The following is a 19,384-nucleotide window of genomic DNA, read 5'->3' on the forward strand; positions in this document are numbered from 1 at the left end:
TCAACGTTTCAATCTTTTTTTATCCGCCTCCCGACATCCGCCGTTTAGCTCCCTTTTTGTTGGGACTGCAAAGGTAAGAATCTTTTTTAATCTGTCAAGCTTTTTTTACTTTTTTATTTCCAGCGTTTTTAAACCCCTTCATAAATCAAAACCTCAACCCTTTCCTCTCTTTACACGCCTTTCAAATTACAACTTCTTTAACCCCTTTCACTATTTCCCTTCCTCCGAAGCGGGATGCAAAAGTAGGAAAATTTATATACCCCGCAAACTAAATCTTAATTATATCACCGAAAATCACATAACAACATGATAAACAACCATAAAAAATTATTACCCCTCCAAAACAAATCAGCAACAACAAATGTTATGCGCCAATCGCACCCTTGCATTTAGTCAGAGCTTGTTTACGATTCAGTACGCCAAGTTAGACTGCGAAGTATTCCTAACAGTATATAGTATACAGACTGATAACGGTATAAGTCAAATGATTACTTTGTATCGTCCTCGATAGGCCATACAATTCATCACTGAACATAGGCTAGGCACCCATTGATAATAATCTTGGACTTACTACGCACTATACACATAAATTTAATATTGACCAGTGGCCAGCATAACAAGTGTGCAAGCTTCCATTGGCTCTATTGCATTTTTTCTAAGCAAGGCTTTCAATTCATAATTTTCAGTACCGGGATTAAAAATAACTCGTTTAGGATTTGTCTTTAATATATAGTCGTAATATTGCTGTTGTAAGCCAGGGCCTATATATAAGGTAATCGTATGTATATCGGTATGGATTTCTTCAGCCCCTTCAATTTCAACTCCCGCTACAGTACCTGATTTAATACCGACATTAATGATGGAATGTCCTTTTGCCTTAAGCATATTTGCGGCTTTGTAGGCATAGCGTGTTGGATTTGGAGTGGCTCCTATGATTAATGTATTTTTCATGACAGTTGTTCTATCTATAACTAACAGCATTCAACCGCCGAAAGTTTTAAGACTAATTGTACTTGAGCACTGCATTTGCACAGTTTATGCCATCGATAGCGGCAGAAACAATTCCCCCGGCATAACCAGCTCCCTCAGCACAAGGATACAAGCCCTTAACCTGCGGATGCTGAAAAGTTTCTTTATCCCTGGGTATGCGCACGGGCGATGAACTTCTGCTTTCAACACCCACCAAAATCGCTTCATTGGTGTAATAACCTTTCATCTTTTTCCCAAATTCCGGAAGCGCATTGCTCAATGCAGAACTGACAAAATCTGGCAATGTATCTTTTAGCATTACACTTTTTGTACCTGGCAGGTAAGAGTTCTTTGGTAAATCCGTCGACACCCTTCCTTCTACAAAATCTACCATTCGCTGCCCAGGTGCCACCAAATTACCACCGCCAAGTTTAAATGCCTGCTGTTCCAATTTTGCCTGAAATTCCATCATCCTCAATGGATCTTCACCTTTTACATCGTCAAGTGTAATTTGAACCACTGTACCGGAATTAGCAAAAGGATTATTCCTCTTAGAGGGCGACCAGCCATTGACTACAATTTCATTATCGTGAGTTGCACAAGGCGCAATGATACCTCCCGGGCACATACAAAAAGAAAATACCCCCCTACTTCCCACCTGAGTTACCAAACTATAATAAGCTGGCGGCAAAAAATCACTCCGTATATCACAATGATATTGGGCAGCATCTATAATTGCCTGTGGATGCTCTATTCTTACTCCTAAAGCAAAAGGCTTCGCTTCTACCAAGATGCTTTTCCTGTTCAGTAGTTCGTAAATATCACGCGCAGAATGTCCGGTAGCCAATATAACTGCATCAGCATGCAAATGTTCCTCTCCGTTTATAATTACGCCTTTTACCTCACCAAATTCAATAATTATATCTGTAACTTTCTGATCAAACCTCACTTCGCCGCCAGCATTTAAAATACTTTCTCTAATGGCAGTTATAATATGTGGCAATTTATTAGTCCCTATATGCGGACGTGCGTCAATCAAAATATCAATATCTGCGCCATGTTGCACAAAAGTTTCCAGTACTTTATTAATGTCACCACGTTTATTAGATCTGGTAAATAATTTACCATCAGAGTATGTGCCTGCACCACCTTCTCCATAACAATAATTGGATTCTGTATTTACCAGGCCCTGCTTATTAATTGCTGCCAAATCTCTGCGCCGTTGTTTCACATCTTTTCCCCTCTCCAGTACAATCGGCTTCATCCCATTTTCAATACACTGAAGCGCGGCAAACAGACCAGCCGGACCAGCACCCACAATCAATACAGATCTGGCAGCATTCACATTGGGATAATTCACTGTATATACATCAGGACTGGCCGCCTCATCTATAAAAGCCTTAACCTGCAGACGATAAATTACATTTCGCCCACGTGCGTCAATAGATCTTTTTAAGATTTTGTATCCTTTAATACGGGAGCTCTCGATATTTAAAGCCGCTGATAATTTTTCAATCAACACTCTTTCTTGCTCCTTCTCGCTGGGGGCGAGTTTAATTTCAACTTCTTTTTGCATACAATAATCAGGTTTTTATCCTGAAACCACACAAAGGTACAAATGTAAGACCAACAAATCTAACGAGATGTATATGCAAAATGAAGATATGGCATGATCTCTGTGATGAATAACACTTAATACAGAGATCTTATTTAAATAAAAGAGGTTATGAAATTATCAATTTTTCCAGTAGCTGCATTAGTTGTAATATGGATGTCGCAAGGCTGTGTCAGTACTAAGAAGTACAAAGATTTGCAAGCAAATTACGATTCCTTGCAATCACAAAAGAATGAACTTAACAAACAATTTCAGACGGGTCAACAAGGCCTGGCGGGAACAACCAGCAGGGTAAAAAGTCTGGAAGAACAGCTTGCCGCAGAACGCTCTAACGTTACCGCACTACAAGCCGCTCTTGATAAATGTCTTACCTCTACCGGCCAGGGAAATGTAAATATTTCAAAACTGGTAGACGAGATCAATACATCCAATAAATATATCCAGCATTTGGTCAATACCAAAAATAAAAGTGACTCACTTAACTTAGTGCTTACCAACAACCTCACACGCTCTTTGAGCAGAGAAGAGATGGGTGATGTAAATGTACAGGTTTTAAAAGGTGTAGTATATATATCGCTTTCGGACAACATGCTTTACAAATCCGGAAGTTATGAGATTTCCGACAAAGCTGGCGCAACACTTTCTAAAATTGCAAAGATCATTACAGATTATAAAGATTACGACGTATTAATTGAAGGTAATACAGATGCTGTTCCGATCACACTGCCTAATATTAGAAATAACTGGGACTTAAGCGCATTAAGGGCATCATCAGTGGTTCAGGTTTTACAAAAAACATATGGAGTAGATCCTAAAAGATTAACTGCGGGAGGTCGCGGCGAATACAACCCTATTGCTGATAATAGCACCGATGCAGGTAAGACTAAAAACAGACGTACGCAAATTATTATTACACCAAAACTTGATCAGTTCATGGATTTAATTGGCAAAGCACCTGAACAAAAATAGTAGCAAAATTCAGTATAGAAAGCGGGATTGCCCTTAAGAAGACGCATCCCGCTTTTTCCTTTTCTATGCTCAAGCAAAAGCTATTTGCACTTTATCTCGTCAAAAACAAACCTCACTTGCCTAAAATCTATTGGTTTATCCTTTGCAAAGAAAGACTTGCCTAAATAAGTTTCAATTTGCCCTACTCCTAATATAAGTCTCCCATCCTTCTTTAAAAATGCAAGGGGATTTTTATACACAGTTGGATTTGAAAATCCAATTTTAAAAGTATAATCTGCAAATAAAGTGTCTCCACTAAATTGACCTATAAGTTGTCCATCATTTTTTGCCTTTTCCAAAAATTTTATCATCAAGTTACCAGTAACTTTACCGCTTTTAAGGTAATTGAGCTTAAGATATGCTGTATCTGGATGATCTACAGCCATTAAACAAGTTACGTTTGTAACCGAATCCATTTTTACAACCTCCTTTTTATTCGTACGCCCATTATTTTGATTACATGCCGCAATAAACAAGACAGCAAAGGTCAAAAGGTAAAAAGTATTTTTTCTCATTGGATTAATTTTATTTTTAATGAATTCGAAGTAACGCCATATTATAACAAGATACAATAACAAAGCTATAATTTAGCTTGTTGGTTTACAAACGATATATTTGTTATATATTTCTATATTATGATTAGATTAAACGGCGATACTCCTTCGAGCATTTTACAAAACATAAAAAAAGGAGATATGGTGACAGATACGTTTAGTAAAACAGGCTTGGTAGAAAGCATCGAAATTACCGACGATGGTTTAAACAAGTTTTATTCTTACTTTTTAGTAACCGGAAGAACAATTACGATTAAAAGATAATGGGTGTTTACATTAGCTGTCATAATGCCATGTTTTTAATTTAAACCTGATGCTATTGTCGGTTATTATATCCATTCACCATCTTTTTAAGCAGATCTGTAACAAGGGTACGAAATTTGATCTCTAAATTAAAAATGAAACCATTGTAGTTTTTCAAACAGCGGAATGAAAAGCAAGATGGCTTCCTTACAAAAGACAAAAAATTAAACAGATGAAAAAAATAGTATTATCAATTATCGCACTTTTTGCAGTACCTATCATCTTTAGTAGTTGCGGATACAATAGCATGGTGCAACTGGATGAAGACGTTAAAACAAAATGGAATCAGGTCGAGACTCAGTACCAACGCCGTTCCGATCTTATTCCTAATTTAGTAAGCACAGTTAAAGGTGCAGCAAAATTTGAACAGAATACGTTGACTGCAGTTGTTGAAGCTAGAGCAAAAGCAAGCCAGATTACAGTAGATCCTAACAAGTTAACTGCAGAGAATATTGAGAAATTCCAAGCTGCTCAGGGTCAGGTAGGACAGGCTTTAAGCCGCTTAATGGTCTTAACTGAAAATTACCCGGAGTTGAAAGCTACCCAACAGTTCAGTGACCTTTCTGCACAATTGGAAGGTACTGAAAACAGAATTGCAGTAGCCCGTAAAGATTTCAATGAATCCGTGCAAGTATATAACACAAAAGTAAGGTCGTTCCCAAATAACCTTACTGCAGGGATGTTTGGATTTGCCCCTAAAACAGGATTTAAAGCTGAAGCAGGCGCAGAAAAAGCGCCTACAGTTGCTTTCTAGAGATTAATTATTTAAAGCTAAGGGTAATGTGTGTTTATTCACAACATTACCCTTTATTATTCATATACATGGCACTTTTTAACGAACAGGAACAGGAGCTAATTGCTGCTGCTATTGCAGATGCAGAAAAATTAACATCAGGCGAAATCAGAATTGCAATAGATAAATATTGCGAAGGCGAGGCTCTTGAAAAGGCAGCTGCCTATTTCGCGAAACTGGGCATGGAAAAAACTAAGAACCGTAACGGTGTTTTAATATATCTTGCTTACGAAGATCATAAATTTGCGGTTATTGGCGATTATGGAATTAACAAAGTAGTTCCTGATGATTTTTGGGAAACCACAAGAACTGCCATGCAAGCACATTTTACTGGAGGAAATTTAGCCGGCGGAATTATTGCAGGAATTACACTCGCAGGTGAAAAGCTAGCCATGTTCTTTCCTTACCAAAATGGAGATATCAATGAACTTCCAAATGATATCGTCTATATGGATCAAAATCAAATTACTTCCTGATGAAGAGAATCTTAATTGCTTTTTTATTAGCTACTGCCAGCCTGTTCTCTTTTGCCCAGGAATTTCCCGCAAAACCAGACAAATTGGTTAATGATTATACTGGTACACTTACTACAGATCAACTACAGCAGCTGGAATCAAAACTAGTGGCTTTTGACGACTCAACTTCTATACAGATTGCAATTGCGATCGTTAAATCTGTAGGGGAGTATGACATCAATGAATATACGCTTGAACTTGGACGTAAATGGGGTGTAGGCTCTAAAAAAAATACGGGAATGATGATCGTTGTCGCCCTCGGCGACCGCAAAATTTCTTTACAAACTGGCTATGGCCTGGAAGGTGCGATGCCGGATGTTTATACCAAACGAATTATTGAAAATGATATTAAGCCCTATTTTAAAGCAGGTGATTATTATAGCGGACTTGAATCAGGCACCAATGCGATTATTAAATACACTAAGGGCGAATATAAAAATGATACACCAAAACGTAAGAAAAGTGGTGGTGCTCCAAGCGCACTTATATTAATTGTAATTATTATCGCTATTATTATCTTGATTAGAAAAGGCGGTGGCGGCGGTGGAAGTCAGGTTATTGGCGGTCGTGGCGGTGCAGATGGTTTTTTCCTGGGCATGCTACTTGGTAGTCTCGGCGGCAGAAGCTCTGGCGGAAGTTTTGGTGGCGGAGGCAGTAGCGGAGGAGGCTTTGGTGGATTTGGCGGAGGTAGTTTTGGTGGCGGAGGTAGTAGTGGAAGCTGGTAATACATATATGAAAATAGAAAAATGGGAAAAGATTTCATCAAAATATTTGGTGAAGGAAAAATGGGCTACCTTGAGAGTTGATACCTGTAAATTGCAAAATGGAACCGTAAAAGATGACTATTATGTTCTGGAATATCCAGATTGGGCTAATGCAGTAGCACTTACAGCAGACAATAAGATTATAATGGTTACGCAATACCGCCATGGGGCTGATATTATATCATTAGAAATCCCTGGTGGGGTGATAGAGTCTGGAGAAGATCCTGCTACAGGTGTAAAACGAGAACTGTTAGAGGAAACCGGCTATTCTTTTGACACTTGTGAACTTATCGCTACTTTGTATCCCAACCCTGCAACTTCAACAAATCGCACTTTCACTTACCTTCTTACCGGCGGAGTAAAAACTCATGAGCAGCACCTGGATGAACATGAAATAATTAATGTAGAAGAGTATAGTATTGCTGAGGTTAAGCAATTGCTTGCCGAAAATAAAATAGACCAGGCACTTCATACTGCTGCATTATTTTACGGCCTATTGAAAGTTGATGCCCTTTAGTGCATCAACTCATTTTTAATTTCTTTTGGATATCATGAACGTATCCTTTGAATTTTTTGTCTGTATCAATTAAATCCTCTACAGTTTGGCAGGCATAAATAACCGTAGAGTGATCTCTGCCTCCAAAAAAAGCACCAATTGTCTTTAGTGATGACTTGGTATGACTTTTAGAAAGGTACATTGAAATCTGCCGGGCCTGCACAATTTCACGCTTCCGGGTCGGTGATTTCACCATATCAACAGGAACTTCAAAGTATTCACAGACTAGCTTTTGAATGTACTCCATGGAAATTTCCCTTGTCGTATTTTTTATAAAATTAGTAAGCATTTGTCTGGCCAGGTCCAGATCTATATCTTTCTTATTTAACGTAGACTGCGCCAAAAGTGACACCATCGCTCCCTCCAGTTCCCGGATGTTGTTGTTAATATTATTTGCTACATACTCCACAACTTCGGCCGGAAGCTCTATCCCGTCTGCATACATCTTCATTTTTAGTATAGCAATTCGGGTTTCCAAATCAGGAACTTGCAAATCAGCAGATAATCCCCATTTAAATCTGCTGAGCAAACGCTCTTCTAAACCTGCCAAATCTTTTGGTGCTTTATCAGAGGTAAGAATTACTTGTTTTCCTGATTGATGTAAATGATTGAAAATATGAAAAAAGATATCTTGAGTTTTTTCTTTGCCTGAAAAATTATGCACATCATCCATAATAATTACATCCATGGCCTGGTAAAAATTCACAAAGTCGTTAATCGTATTATTCTTCAAAGAATCTACAAACTGTTGGCAAAACTTCTCGCAGGAAACATAGATAACCAGTTTATCCGGCATATTATTTTTTATTTCATTCCCGATGGCCTGTGCCAGGTGAGTTTTACCTAAACCTACTCCACCATAAATCAGAAGTGGATTAAAGGAGGTTCCTCCCGGTTTTGCTGCAACTGCATATCCCGCAGACCGTGCAAGTCGATTGCAATCTCCCTCTATATAATTATCAAAAGTATAATTTGAATTGAGTTGAGGATCAACATTCAATTTCTTTAAGCCTGGAATAATGAAAGGATTTTTTATATCCTTATTAATAGACACAGGAATAGGCATAGTTTGTGTTTTTGCTGCTGAGCCGTTACCATTACTAGGTATATTGGTTGTATAAGGTGTTCCACTACCCGATGATTTGTCTACTACAATATTGTATTCCAACCTACCAGACTCTCCCAATTGGTTTTTAACAGTCTTTCGGAGCAAACTAACATAGTGTTCCTCAAGCCATTCATAAAAAAACAAACTTGGCACTTGTATCGTTAAAACACTACCATCCAATTTCAATGCTGATATGGGTTCAAACCAGGTTTTAAAACTTTGGCCTGGGATATTATCTTTAATAATTTGGAGGCAATTATTCCATACTTCAATACAAGTTTTTTCCATTAGTTTATATCAATTGTTTGGTTTAAGCGTACAAAATGGGCATTGGGGAAAAACCATTTTGAGAGATCGAATATTGAAAAAATTATCAACAAAAAAAACATAATTCGCATTTACTTTTTAAGTCACTATCCTACAAGACAATGAACCGCCCAACCTGAATTTTTAATGTTGATAACTTTTTTAAAGATCTTTTAATACTCGCCAAAAATATTTCTTAAGCAATCTGAAATTTCCCCCAGTGTTGCATAAGCTTCTACTGCAATTAAAATATAAGGCATAATGTTTATGTTGCCTTTTGCAGCCTCACTAAGATTACTCAAAGCTTCTATAACCGCTTCGTGATTCCGGTTTGCCTTAAGCAGAGAAAGTCGCTCTATCTGAATCGTGCGTACAGATTCGTTTACGCTTAAAACATTTGAAGGCTCTTCCCTCTCCTGAATAAATTTGTTTAGCCCTACAATAACACGACTACCATTTTCTACTTCAATCTGATACTGATATGCAGCTGCAGCAATTTCATTCTGCACATATCCATTTTCAATGGCTTTAACTGCTCCGCCCATTGCATCTATTTTATCCAGGTAGATCTGAGCAGCCTGCTCAACCTCATCAGTAAGGGACTCTACAAAATAAGATCCTGCCAGAGGATCAACAGTATCGGCAACACCACTCTCAAACGCGATAACTTGCTGTGTACGTAGCGCTATTTTTGCAGCAGCCTCAGTGGGCAAGGAGAGCGCCTCGTCGTAACCATTAGTATGTAGCGACTGTGTGCCTCCCAAAACAGCTGCCATCGCCTGATTAGTTACCCGAACCACGTTATTTAAAGGCTGTTGAGCCGTTAGTGTAGAGCCACCTGTCTGAGTATGAAATCTCAGCATTTGTGCCCGCTCATCTGTAGCACCAAGTTCCCTGGTTATTTTCGCCCACATTCTTCTTGCAGCTCTAAACTTAGCAATCTCTTCAAAAAAGTTATTATGACAGTTAAAGAAGAAAGAAAGCCGTTTAGCAAAAATATTAATATCAAGCCCTTTTTGTAAAGCAGCATTCAAATATGCTTTTCCATTGGCAAGGGTAAATGCCAGTTCTTGTACAGCACTAGATCCTGCTTCCCGGATATGATACCCCGAGATAGAGATTGTATTCCATTTTGGAAGTTCTTTACTGCAATATTCAAAAATATCGGTGATGATACGCATTGAAGCTACCGGAGGATAGATATAAGTACCACGTGCAGCATATTCTTTTAAAATATCATTTTGAATGGTACCAGAAAGCTGACTTAGCTCAGCACCTTGTTTTTTAGCCAGCGCAATATACATAGCCAGTAATATCGAAGCAGTAGCATTAATGGTCATTGATGTGGTAATCGTTTCCAGTGGTATGCCGTCAAAAAGTAATTCCATATCTTTTAAAGAATCTATGGCCACTCCCACTTTTCCTACTTCACCTTCGGCCATTTCATGATCAGAATTATAACCGATTTGAGTGGGTAAATCAAATGCAACAGACAATCCCGTTGTACCCTGTTTTAATAAGTAATGGTACCTCTTGTTAGACTCCTCTGCGGTAGAAAACCCCGCATACTGCCTCATTGTCCATAGTTTACCGCGGTACATATCTTTTTGAATCCCTCTTGTAAAGGGGAATATACCCGGCAATTCCTGTAACGGGCGGCCTACAGCAATATAAAGCGTCTTGATTTCTATACCTGAAGTAGTCTTACATTTATTTACCATTTAAAACCACTCCTGCATATCTCTGGTAATCAAATTCTGAGTCAGCTCATACGGATTACCTTCAACAGTAGCCATATGTTGCAAAATAATCCTGCTCAGGTCTATCCCCATACTGTCTTCCGGCAGTTCTTTCACTGCATTATTAACCATTGCAATTGTATCTTCCTGTAGATTTTTAATCACTTTCCAGGTAGACGGTTTAACATACAACTGCTGAGCAATATTGTGTTGGTATTCTGCCCTGATATCATTCAAAATCACACTATGAAAATAAGCCAGAGACATGCCCTGCTCATGAACACGTATAAATAAGCTGGAAGGATTTATACGTTCAATAAATACAATAAGTCTTTCATGAGCCTGCAATTTCAAGAGAATGGATTGCTGATTATCTTCAGCAACTACAGGTACCTTTTTTATACCCAAATAAAATTTTATCAGATTTTTAATCAGCAAGTAGGCTATCAATATGACAATTACCCAGCTGGCAGTTTGCAGGAACAAGTTTAAAAGCAAGAAATAAATATTCATGAAGTTTGTTTAAGTACAGTAATAATTGGCATTTACCAACAACAAAAATGTACATTATTATTTATATTTGTTATTCCTAATTTTAAATACCATGAGTACTACTATTGAAACAACATTTGCCCCAGTAAACTTTACTGAAACAGCAGTAAAAGAATTACTTAAATTAAAAGATCAGCAGGAAATTTCTGAAGAATTTGGTTTACGTGTAGGCGTTGAAGGCGGAGGCTGTGCTGGCATGAGCTATGTGTTAGGGTTTGATCAGAAAAAAGACGGCGATCAGGAATTTATCATTGATGGCATTAAAGTATATATGCATAAAGCACACCAGATGTATTTGCTAGGCATGCAGGTAGACTGGCAGGATGGGTTAAACTCAAGAGGCTTTACATTTACCAATCCAAATGCAGCAAGTAGCTGTGGATGCGGAACTAGCTTCTCGGTATAGGCTCTAAAACATTTGTAACATTTAAGGAAGTCCCGTTGTCTTACAGCGGGACTTTTTTATTGAAATATCTCCATACATATCCGGAATCTAATGACCTATCAAGAAAATATAAGACTTGCCATTCAATCCATCAGAAGTAATCGGTTAAGAACCCTTTTAACGGCACTGATTATTGCAATTGGCCTTTCTGCACTGGTAGGTATTTTAACCACGCTAGATGCAGTTAAGAAAAGTATGACAGAAACCTTTTCAAGCATGGGTTCCAATTCATTTACCATTCGTAACCGGGGCACAGGTATCAGAATTGGAGGTTCAGGACAAAAGCCAAAATCTTTTACATCTATCAAATATACAGATGCCATCCGTTTAAAAGATAGCTTGCCGCAGGCTATTGTAGCAGTTAGTGTGACGGCCAGTAACGGAGCAACGGTTAAATATGAAAAAGAGAAAACCAACCCCAATATCAAGGTTGTAGGAATTGATGAGAACGGACTTTCTTCCCAATCACTTGAATTGGCATTAGGGCGTAACTTCAGTAAAACAGAAGCAGGGCAAGAACAAAATGCCTGTATTATTGGTCATGAGATCAGCAACACCTTATTTAACGGAGATGATCCAATCGGAAAAATTATTAGTGTTGGTCCTCATCGCCTTAAAGTAATCGGGGTATTGAAATTAAAAGGCTCAAGCATGGGCGCTAATGTAGATCGCAGTGTATATATTACCTTGCTGAAAGGAAAACGTATCAATTCATTTGCAGATCCTTCCTATACTATATCTATAAGTGTTTCAGACAATAGTCATATGGACAACACCATTGGTGATGCTATCGCAGAATTCAGAACAATTCGTAAACTGAAAGTTACCCAAGCCAATAATTTCGAAATTGCTAAAAGCGATGCTGTAGCTCAAACTTTGATCGAAAACTCAAAATACGTGGCCTGGGGTGGTATCGCAATTGGCGTAATTACACTCATTGGAGCATCTATAGGATTAATGAATATTATGCTGGTTTCGGTAACTGAACGCACCAGGGAAATAGGTGTAAGAAAGGCTATAGGTGCTAATCCTGCAGTAATCAGAAAACAATTTCTAATAGAAGCTGTCGTAATTTGCATGATTGGTGGTAGCATTGGAATTTTCTTTGGACTCTTGCTGGGCAATGTAATCTCCTTTTTTATGGGCGGCACATTCATTATTCCATGGATGTTCATCATTGGAGGCTTTATCCTCTGCGTAATGGTAGGCGTACTTTCAGGATACTATCCCGCAAAAAAAGCCTCCAAACTAGATCCAGTGGAGGCTTTAAGGTATGAGTAAACAGCAAAAATTATCTTCCTGCGTATTGTGTATCGTAATAAGCCTGATAATTTCCAGTAGTAACATTTGTTAACCACTCTTCATTTTCCAGGTACCATTCTACCGTTTTTTCTAAACCTTCTTCAAATTGAAGACTAGGCACCCAATCCAGCTTTTGCTGCAATTTAGTAGAATCTATAGCATAACGTAAGTCATGACCAGCTCTGTCAGTTACAAAAGTAATCAACTTAGCAGACTCACCCTCCGGTCTATTCAATTTTTCATCCATGATCCTGCAAAGCAATTGAATCAGGTCAATATTTTTCCATTCGTTATGCCCGCCAATATTATAGGTTTCACCTGCTTTAGCCTGATGAAAAATAACATCAATAGCCCTTGCATGATCTTCCACCCATAACCAATCCCTTACATTTTCACCCTTACCATATACAGGAACAGGCTGTCCATTTTTGATGTTATTGATGGCCAGCGGAATTAATTTCTCCGGAAAATGATGTGAGCCATAATTATTAGAACAATTAGAGATCACTACATCCAGACCATAAGTATCATGATAAGCCCTAACAAAATGATCTGAAGAAGCTTTAGATGCAGAATAAGGGCTATGCGGATCATATGCAGTAGTTTCAGTAAACATACCTTCCGATCCAAGGGCACCATAAACCTCATCTGTAGAAACATGATAAAAACGCTTGGTACTATAATCACTTTTCCAATACTCACGTGCAGAATTCAGTAAATTAACTGTACCAATTACATTCGTCATCACAAAAGCTGTAGGATCAGTAATAGACCTATCCACATGTGATTCTGCGGCCAAATGGATTACTGCATCAAAGTTTTCTTTTGCAAACAGATCATTGATAACCTTTGCATCTGTGATATCTGCCTTTACAAATTTATAGTTCGGCAAATCTTCAACGTCCTTTAAGTTGGCGAGATTACCAGCGTAAGTCAGCTTATCTAAATTTACAATCTCATAATCAGGATAGTTATTTACAAACCTCCTTACCACATGCGAACCAATAAAGCCGGCACCACCGGTAATTAAAATCTTCTTCATATCTTATAATTCTTTAGGTAAACCCAGTTCCCTGGCTACGCGGGAAACAGGTTTACTTTCATCTATCTTTTTTAACAGTTCGCTAAATTGAACACCCAGGTCAAATTGTAAATCTTCATGCAGTTTCCTATACTTATTAAGTGCAGAAATGGTAGTTCTCACAAAATAGGTTGCCAGCTTTCCAACATGTACATAAGCCGCAGATAAAACCGATTCTTTAAACAGAAGTGGCATCTCTAGTAATAAGCATATCCGCAACTCCACTTCAGTATTAATATCTTTGGTTACCTTATAATGATGGTTTATTTTACCATTTAATTTTCTCATCACTACCAAGGTATCTTTAGCAGAATACCTGTCGTTCCTTATGTATTCCGCGGCATTTTCAATATCAAGTTTTAAGCTTTCAAAACGATCTGTTAAGGCGCTTTCATCTTCCAGCAACTTAAAATGCAAATGTTCAGTCAGCACCTTATCTTTTGCAATCAACCGAAGCAATAACTTATCCTTTTCCTTTGATGGGATAGCCACAATGGCAAGTTTTAGGTCTTTATGCTCCTTTAATAGCATTTAGAAAGGATTGTCTTTTAAATACTTCTCCCAATTCCAGGCAGAAGACATCATCACATTCACATCCAATTCGGCTTTCCAGCCCAAATCACGTTCAGATTTTGTAACATCTCCCCATACTTGCTCCACATCTCCCTCCCGTCTCGCACCAATAGTGAAATCCAGTTTCTGTCCGGTAGATTTTTCAAAAGCATCAATAATTTGCAGTACAGAAGTGCCCGTGCCAGTACCAAGGTTAAACACCTCATAATTAGTTTCGGCCTTTTTACTTTCCAATCTTTTAATGGCTGCTACGTGGGCTTTCGCTAAATCCACCACGTGAATATAGTCTCTCACGGCACTACCGTCTGGTGTATTATAGTCGTTACCGTATACCGTAATTGCACCACGTTTACCAATAGCAGACTGTGTGATAAAAGGTACAAGGTTTTGAGGAACACCAATAGGTAATTCTCCAATTAATGCCGAAGGATGCGCTCCAACCGGATTAAAATAGCGTAGAGACGTTACGTTAAGTTCCGGGCTAACTGCGCAAATTTCCTGAAGCATTTCTTCTGCAATTTGCTTTGTATTCCCATATGGAGACTCTGCCTTTTTTACCGGGGCACTTTCAGTTACTGGCAAGACATCAGGCTGTCCGTACACTGTACATGAAGAGGAGAACACAAAGTTAGTTGCGCTATTGAATGCCTTAAGCAAATTTAACAATGAATAGAAGTTGTTTCTGTAATATTTTAAAGGATGTTGAACTGACTCACCCACTGCTTTAAAGGCTGCAAAATGAATCACTCCAATAATTTCCGGATGTGCAGCAACAAAAGCCAATACTTTAGCTTCGTCACATAAATCCAATTCTTCAAATTCGGGTGTCATACCCGTTATTGTATTAATTTGATTAAGAATCTTAGGACTTGAATTGGAAAAATCGTCCACCAAAATTACTTCATATCCTGCATTGTGCAATTCAACTACAGTATGAGAGCCAATAAATCCGGTTCCACCGGTTACTAAAATTTTAGACATATCTATTTGTTGTAGGTTGCAAAATCCTTATGCTGATTAAAAATAACCTCCTCAGGCAAAGATTTGAAGTATTCATAAGTAATTTTTAAACCTTCTTCTCTGCTTACCTTCGGCTCCCAGCCTAAAATACTTTTTGCCTTTGTGATATCCGGCCTGCGTTGTTTAGGATCATCTACAGGAAGATCTTTTAACACCAGCTTTTGCGTTGTTCCCGTAAGTTTAATAATTTCTTCACCAAATTGCTTAATGGTAATTTCGTCAGGGTTACCAATATTCATAGGCTGCGCATAATCGCTCATTAATAAACGATAAATACCTTCTACCAAGTCATCCACATAACAAAAAGAACGTGTTTGAGAACCATCGCCAAAAACAGTAAGGTCTTCTCCGCGTAATGCCTGACCGATAAATGCAGGTAACACCCTTCCATCATTCAGTCGCATTCTTGGCCCGTAAGTGTTAAAAATCCGTACAATTCTGGTTTCTAAACCGTGGAACGTATGATAGGCCATAGTCATTGCCTCTTGAAAGCGTTTTGCTTCATCATATACACCTCTTGGACCAACCGGATTCACATTACCCCAGTATTCCTCCGGCTGTGGATTTACGCTTGGATCACCATAGACTTCAGAAGTGGAGGCAATAATCATCCTGGCATTTTTATGCTTGGCAAGACCCAGTAAATTATGCGTTCCCAAACTACCAACTTTAAGCGTCTGAATTGGAATTTTCAGGTAGTCAATAGGGCTCGCTGGTGAAGCAAAATGAAGAATGTAATCCAGGTCGCCGGGAACATATACAAATTTAGAAACATCATGATGAGCAAATTCAAAGTTTTCTAAAGCAAAAAGATGCTCTATATTTTTCAGATCACCAGTAATCAAGTTATCCATGGCTATCACATGGTAATCTTCTTTGATAAATCTATCGCAAAGATGCGACCCTAAAAATCCGGCGGCCCCGGTAATTAATACTCTTTTACGTTCCATTTTCTACAAGTTACATTCATAATTCTATTAATCAGGGCAAAACGGAGCTATTTTCTTAATATTCCCTTTAGTCTTTAATTAATAAAGTATCTTCGGCTAAGATAAATAAATAAAACATTCAAAATGCTTTGGCTTTACAATTTTGGTATTTTCTTTTACGGACTATTAATCAATGCTTTTGCTCAATTTAATCCGAAAGCTAAGTTATTTGTAGAAGGCAGAAAAAACCTATTCCCCCAGATCAGTAAAAAGATAATTTCCGGAGATCGTACAATATGGTTTCATTTTGCTTCATTAGGAGAATTTGAGCAAGGCAGACCAGTGTTGGAACGCATAAAAAAACAATACTACAATAAGAAAATAGTTATCACTTTTTTTTCCCCTTCAGGATATGAAATCCGAAAAAACACTCCATTGGCAGATGCGGTATTCTACCTGCCAATGGACACCCCCTCTAACGCCAAAAAGTTTATAGACCTCGTAAATCCTGAACTTGTCATTTTCACCAAGTATGAATACTGGCACAACTATTTCAGGATTCTTCATGAAAGGTCTGTGCCCTTATTTATGATTTCAGCGATATTCAGACCAAGTCAGGTTTTCTTTAAATGGTATGGCCGTTTTAACCGTAAAACATTAAGTTATGTTACACATTTTTTTGTTCAAAACCAGGAAAGTAAGCTACTTTTAGAAAACATAGGTATTAAAAATATTAGTCTAAGTGGAGACACCAGATTTGATACCGTTACTTTAAATACCGAAAAATCTGCACCAAACAATTCAATAGAAGCCTTTATAGCTGCTGCGCCAACATTAATTGCAGGTAGTACCTGGCCCGCTGATGAAACTTTATTAAGCCAACTCATAAAAAAACAGCCCGACTGGAAACTAATCATCGCTCCACATGAAATTGATCCAGGGCATATCGATCAAATTCAAATGCTTTTTCCTCAAGCCGTCAAATATTCGGCACTGCCTAAGCATCAAACACACTCTGCACAGGTTTTAATTATTGATAATATTGGACTGTTGTCTTCATTATATCAATATGGGTTAGTTTCATACATCGGCGGGGGCTTTGGTGCAGGTATCCACAATACACTGGAAGCTGCAGCTTTTGCCTTGCCAGTAATTTTTGGACCTAACTATCAAAAGTTCCAGGAAGCAAAAGATCTGATTGCATTGAAAGCCGCAAATAGCGTCCAGAACATTGAAGAACTGGCGCAAGCATTCGAAATCTATGCGAATGATACAAAATACGGCGTAATCGCAAAATCTTATGTAAGCAAAAAAACAGGGGCTACAAACGGCATTTTACAAGCGGTAGAGAAATTTCTAGGTTAAGAAGCTTTTACCATCTCGCTAAGCGCTTCTATCCACTTAGGATGATCATTTAAACTAGCTACCAGTTGAACTTCCTCCCCGCCAAGTTTTTTAAACTCTTCTCCGTATTCCACAGATACTTCATAAACAGTTTCTAAACAATCTGCCACAAAAGCAGGACAAAAAACTAAAAGTCTTTTTTTACCTTGCACGGCAAGCTCTTTAAGCACATCACTGGTGTAAGGCTGTACCCAAGGCTCTTTACCCAATCTGGATTGAAAACAAACACTATACTTTTCTACAGGAATAGCCAGTTCTGCCGCTATTAATTTTGCTGTGTCGTGGCATTGAGCAGAGTAGCAAAACTTATTTACATCAGTTAACTGCTGGCAGCAATCAGAAGATTGAAGACAATGGCCTCCAGAATGATCACATTTCTTAAGTTGCCGCTCTGGTAATCCATGAAAACTGAATAATATTTGATCGTAAGTTTCAGGCTGGTATTTCTTTGCATTGTCTGCAAAGGTCTCTATCATCAGTTTATTATCATGAAAAGAGTTGATAAAGCTTACCGGAGGTATAGTAGGCCAACTGCTTAAAAGTTCCATAACCAATTGCATTACCGAACCCGTACTGGCTGAAGCATATTGTGGAAATAATGGAATCACCTGAATACTTTCTACCAAACCAGCTTTCATTCTTTCCAAAGCAGAAGAAATAGATGGCGATTGGTAGCGCATAGCAAGTTCCACATGATAACCATCCCCTAATTTTTCTGCCAGCATAGCAGCTTGTATTTTACTGTAATACAACAGAGGAGAGCCATTCTCATCCCAAATTTCCTTATATAGTTTAGACGTTTTTGGGCTGCGAAAAGGGACAATTACCCCTTTAACCAATAATGTCCGGCTAAAAGCATTAATATCGATTACGCGTTCATCCATCAGGAACTCATCAAGATATTTACGCACATCACTTACCTCCGGACTATCAGGAGTACCTAAATTAACCAGCAAAACGCCTTTTTTTCCCATATTTATTTTTCAATAAGACTCCAAAACAGTCTTTACATTCTCCATCAGCCACATTGGTGTTGATGTAGCACCACATATCCCAATCCTGTTTCCCTCATTAAACCAAGACCTCTCCAATTCTTCTGCATCAGAGATGAAATAAGATGATGGATTGTGCTTTTTACAAACCTCGTACAGCACCTTTCCATTAGATGATTTTTTACCAGAAACAAAAATGATAACATCATAGTTGATTACAAATCGCTCAAGTTCATCATAACGGTTAGAAACCTGCCTACATATCGTATCATTGGCTTTAACCTCATATCCCCTGCCAATCAATTCACTTTTGATGTGGTAGAACTTTTCCATGCTTTTGGTAGTTTGACTGTAAAGCGTAAATTTAGGAGGCAGCACTACATTGTCTAGTTCCGCTAAATCCTGGAATACAATAGCATCTCCATTAGTTTGCCCCTGTAAGCCAATCACTTCAGCATGCCCATGTTTACCAAATATTAGAATGAGTTCCTTTTCATCGTAAGAGTTCTTAATCCTGTTTTGCAGTTTCAGTACTACCGGGCAAGAAGCATCAATTAGCGTAAGTTCATTTTCCATCGCCAACTGATAAGTACCAGGAGCCTCTCCATGCGCACGGATCAGTACTTTTTCCTTTCTCAGATCTTTCAGCTCATCATGATTGATAATCCTTAAGCCTTTAGATGCCAGCCGTTTTACTTCCTCATCATTATGAACAATATCTCCCAAACAGTACAAATATTCTTCTCTATCCAGAATGTCTTCAGCCATGTCTATAGCATAAACAACTCCAAAGCAAAAGCCTGAAGATTTATCAATAGTTACTGCTAAATCAAGTTTTTTGTCCATATTCAATGCA

General features: G+C 38.3%; 21 protein-coding genes. 9 read left to right on the forward strand and 12 right to left on the reverse strand.

What is annotated here, in order from left to right:
- Window positions 1-591: 591 nt before the first annotated feature.
- Together LPB86_RS00005 and LPB86_RS00010 are read right to left on the reverse strand one after the other, a co-directional pair.
- A complete protein-coding gene (locus LPB86_RS00005; RefSeq protein WP_230640399.1) occupies window positions 592-951 on the reverse strand; it encodes a CoA-binding protein in 360 nt (119 codons plus the stop codon).
- 52 nt (window positions 952-1,003) lie between these two features.
- A complete protein-coding gene (locus LPB86_RS00010; protein ID WP_230640400.1) occupies window positions 1,004-2,545 on the reverse strand; it encodes an NAD(P)/FAD-dependent oxidoreductase in 1,542 nt (513 codons plus the stop codon).
- A 150-nt stretch (window positions 2,546-2,695) separates the two neighbouring features.
- On the opposite strand from LPB86_RS00010, the gene LPB86_RS00015 reads away from it, so the two are divergent.
- Entirely contained in the window at window positions 2,696-3,553 is an 858-nt protein-coding gene (locus LPB86_RS00015; RefSeq protein WP_230640401.1) for an OmpA family protein, read from the forward strand.
- Between the two features lie 80 nt (window positions 3,554-3,633).
- On the opposite strand, the gene LPB86_RS00020 is transcribed toward LPB86_RS00015, so the two are convergent.
- Complete coding sequence (locus LPB86_RS00020) at window positions 3,634-4,107, reverse strand: hypothetical protein (RefSeq protein ID WP_230640402.1); 474 nt, start codon at window positions 4,105-4,107, stop codon at window positions 3,634-3,636.
- A 120-nt stretch (window positions 4,108-4,227) separates the two neighbouring features.
- Here LPB86_RS00020 and LPB86_RS00025 point away from each other — a divergent pair, with 120 nt between their 5' ends.
- The 5 genes from LPB86_RS00025 (at window position 4,228) to LPB86_RS00045 (ending at window position 7,038) form a co-directional block, all read left to right on the forward strand.
- Complete coding sequence (locus LPB86_RS00025; RefSeq protein ID WP_230640403.1) at window positions 4,228-4,410, forward strand: hypothetical protein; 183 nt, start codon at window positions 4,228-4,230, stop codon at window positions 4,408-4,410.
- Window positions 4,411-4,621: 211 nt separating this feature from the next.
- Window positions 4,622-5,203, forward strand: coding sequence for a LemA family protein (locus tag LPB86_RS00030; RefSeq protein ID WP_230640404.1), 582 nt, complete (start codon window positions 4,622-4,624; stop codon window positions 5,201-5,203).
- Window positions 5,204-5,271: 68 nt separating this feature from the next.
- The gene (locus tag LPB86_RS00035) at window positions 5,272-5,718 is read left to right on the forward strand and encodes a TPM domain-containing protein (RefSeq protein ID WP_230640405.1); all 447 of its coding nucleotides are present in this window, start codon (window positions 5,272-5,274) and stop codon (window positions 5,716-5,718) included.
- Window positions 5,718-6,482, forward strand: coding sequence for a YgcG family protein (locus LPB86_RS00040; RefSeq protein WP_230640406.1), 765 nt, complete (start codon window positions 5,718-5,720; stop codon window positions 6,480-6,482). Before LPB86_RS00035 ends, LPB86_RS00040 begins: the two co-directional genes overlap by 1 nt.
- Window positions 6,483-6,489: 7 nt before the next feature.
- Window positions 6,490-7,038, forward strand: coding sequence for an NUDIX hydrolase (locus LPB86_RS00045; protein ID WP_230640407.1), 549 nt, complete (start codon window positions 6,490-6,492; stop codon window positions 7,036-7,038).
- A 4-nt stretch (window positions 7,039-7,042) separates the two neighbouring features.
- On the opposite strand, the gene dnaA is transcribed toward LPB86_RS00045, so the two are convergent.
- From dnaA to LPB86_RS00060, 3 genes are all read right to left on the reverse strand, one after another.
- Window positions 7,043-8,473, reverse strand: a complete 1,431-nt coding sequence (gene dnaA / locus LPB86_RS00050; protein WP_230640408.1) for a chromosomal replication initiator protein DnaA — start codon at window positions 8,471-8,473, stop codon at window positions 7,043-7,045.
- Window positions 8,474-8,664: 191 nt separating this feature from the next.
- A complete protein-coding gene (locus LPB86_RS00055) occupies window positions 8,665-10,212 on the reverse strand; it encodes a methylmalonyl-CoA mutase (protein ID WP_230640409.1) in 1,548 nt (515 codons plus the stop codon).
- On the reverse strand, window positions 10,213-10,743 hold the full coding sequence (locus tag LPB86_RS00060; RefSeq protein ID WP_230640411.1) for a hypothetical protein: 531 nt from the start codon (window positions 10,741-10,743) through the stop codon (window positions 10,213-10,215).
- A 91-nt stretch (window positions 10,744-10,834) separates the two neighbouring features.
- On the opposite strand from LPB86_RS00060, the gene LPB86_RS00065 reads away from it, so the two are divergent.
- Both LPB86_RS00065 and LPB86_RS00070 read left to right on the forward strand, forming a co-directional pair.
- Window positions 10,835-11,188, forward strand: a complete 354-nt coding sequence (locus tag LPB86_RS00065) for an iron-sulfur cluster assembly accessory protein (protein ID WP_230640412.1) — start codon at window positions 10,835-10,837, stop codon at window positions 11,186-11,188.
- Between the two features lie 90 nt (window positions 11,189-11,278).
- Window positions 11,279-12,508 (forward strand): ABC transporter permease, encoded by a 1,230-nt coding sequence (locus tag LPB86_RS00070; RefSeq protein WP_230640413.1) that lies wholly within the window; start codon window positions 11,279-11,281, stop codon window positions 12,506-12,508.
- Window positions 12,509-12,518: 10 nt separating this feature from the next.
- On the opposite strand, the gene rfbB is transcribed toward LPB86_RS00070, so the two are convergent.
- The 4 genes from rfbB to LPB86_RS00090 are packed head-to-tail and all read right to left on the reverse strand — an operon-like array spanning window position 12,519 to window position 16,153.
- Window positions 12,519-13,571, reverse strand: coding sequence for a dTDP-glucose 4,6-dehydratase (gene rfbB / locus LPB86_RS00075; RefSeq protein WP_230640415.1), 1,053 nt, complete (start codon window positions 13,569-13,571; stop codon window positions 12,519-12,521).
- A gap of 3 nt (window positions 13,572-13,574) precedes the next feature.
- Complete coding sequence (locus tag LPB86_RS00080; RefSeq protein ID WP_230640416.1) at window positions 13,575-14,141, reverse strand: hypothetical protein; 567 nt, start codon at window positions 14,139-14,141, stop codon at window positions 13,575-13,577.
- Complete coding sequence (galE, locus tag LPB86_RS00085; RefSeq protein WP_230640418.1) at window positions 14,142-15,164, reverse strand: UDP-glucose 4-epimerase GalE; 1,023 nt, start codon at window positions 15,162-15,164, stop codon at window positions 14,142-14,144.
- Between the two features lie 2 nt (window positions 15,165-15,166).
- Window positions 15,167-16,153, reverse strand: a complete 987-nt coding sequence (locus LPB86_RS00090; RefSeq protein WP_230640420.1) for a UDP-glucuronic acid decarboxylase family protein — start codon at window positions 16,151-16,153, stop codon at window positions 15,167-15,169.
- Window positions 16,154-16,276: 123 nt separating this feature from the next.
- Between LPB86_RS00090 and LPB86_RS00095 the strand changes: the two genes are divergently transcribed.
- Complete coding sequence (locus LPB86_RS00095) at window positions 16,277-17,497, forward strand: 3-deoxy-D-manno-octulosonic acid transferase (protein ID WP_230640421.1); 1,221 nt, start codon at window positions 16,277-16,279, stop codon at window positions 17,495-17,497.
- On the opposite strand, the gene hemH is transcribed toward LPB86_RS00095, so the two are convergent.
- Window positions 17,494-18,510: a ferrochelatase gene (gene hemH / locus LPB86_RS00100; protein WP_230640423.1), complete on the reverse strand. Its 1,017-nt coding sequence runs from the start codon at window positions 18,508-18,510 to the stop codon at window positions 17,494-17,496. The genes LPB86_RS00095 and hemH overlap by 4 nt on opposite strands.
- 9 nt (window positions 18,511-18,519) lie before the next feature.
- Complete coding sequence (locus LPB86_RS00105; protein WP_230640425.1) at window positions 18,520-19,374, reverse strand: 4-hydroxy-3-methylbut-2-enyl diphosphate reductase; 855 nt, start codon at window positions 19,372-19,374, stop codon at window positions 18,520-18,522.
- Window positions 19,375-19,384: the final 10 nt, after the last annotated feature.

This window comes from Pedobacter sp. MC2016-14, from assembly GCF_020991475.1.
In the GTDB taxonomy this organism is placed as follows: domain Bacteria; phylum Bacteroidota; class Bacteroidia; order Sphingobacteriales; family Sphingobacteriaceae; genus Pedobacter.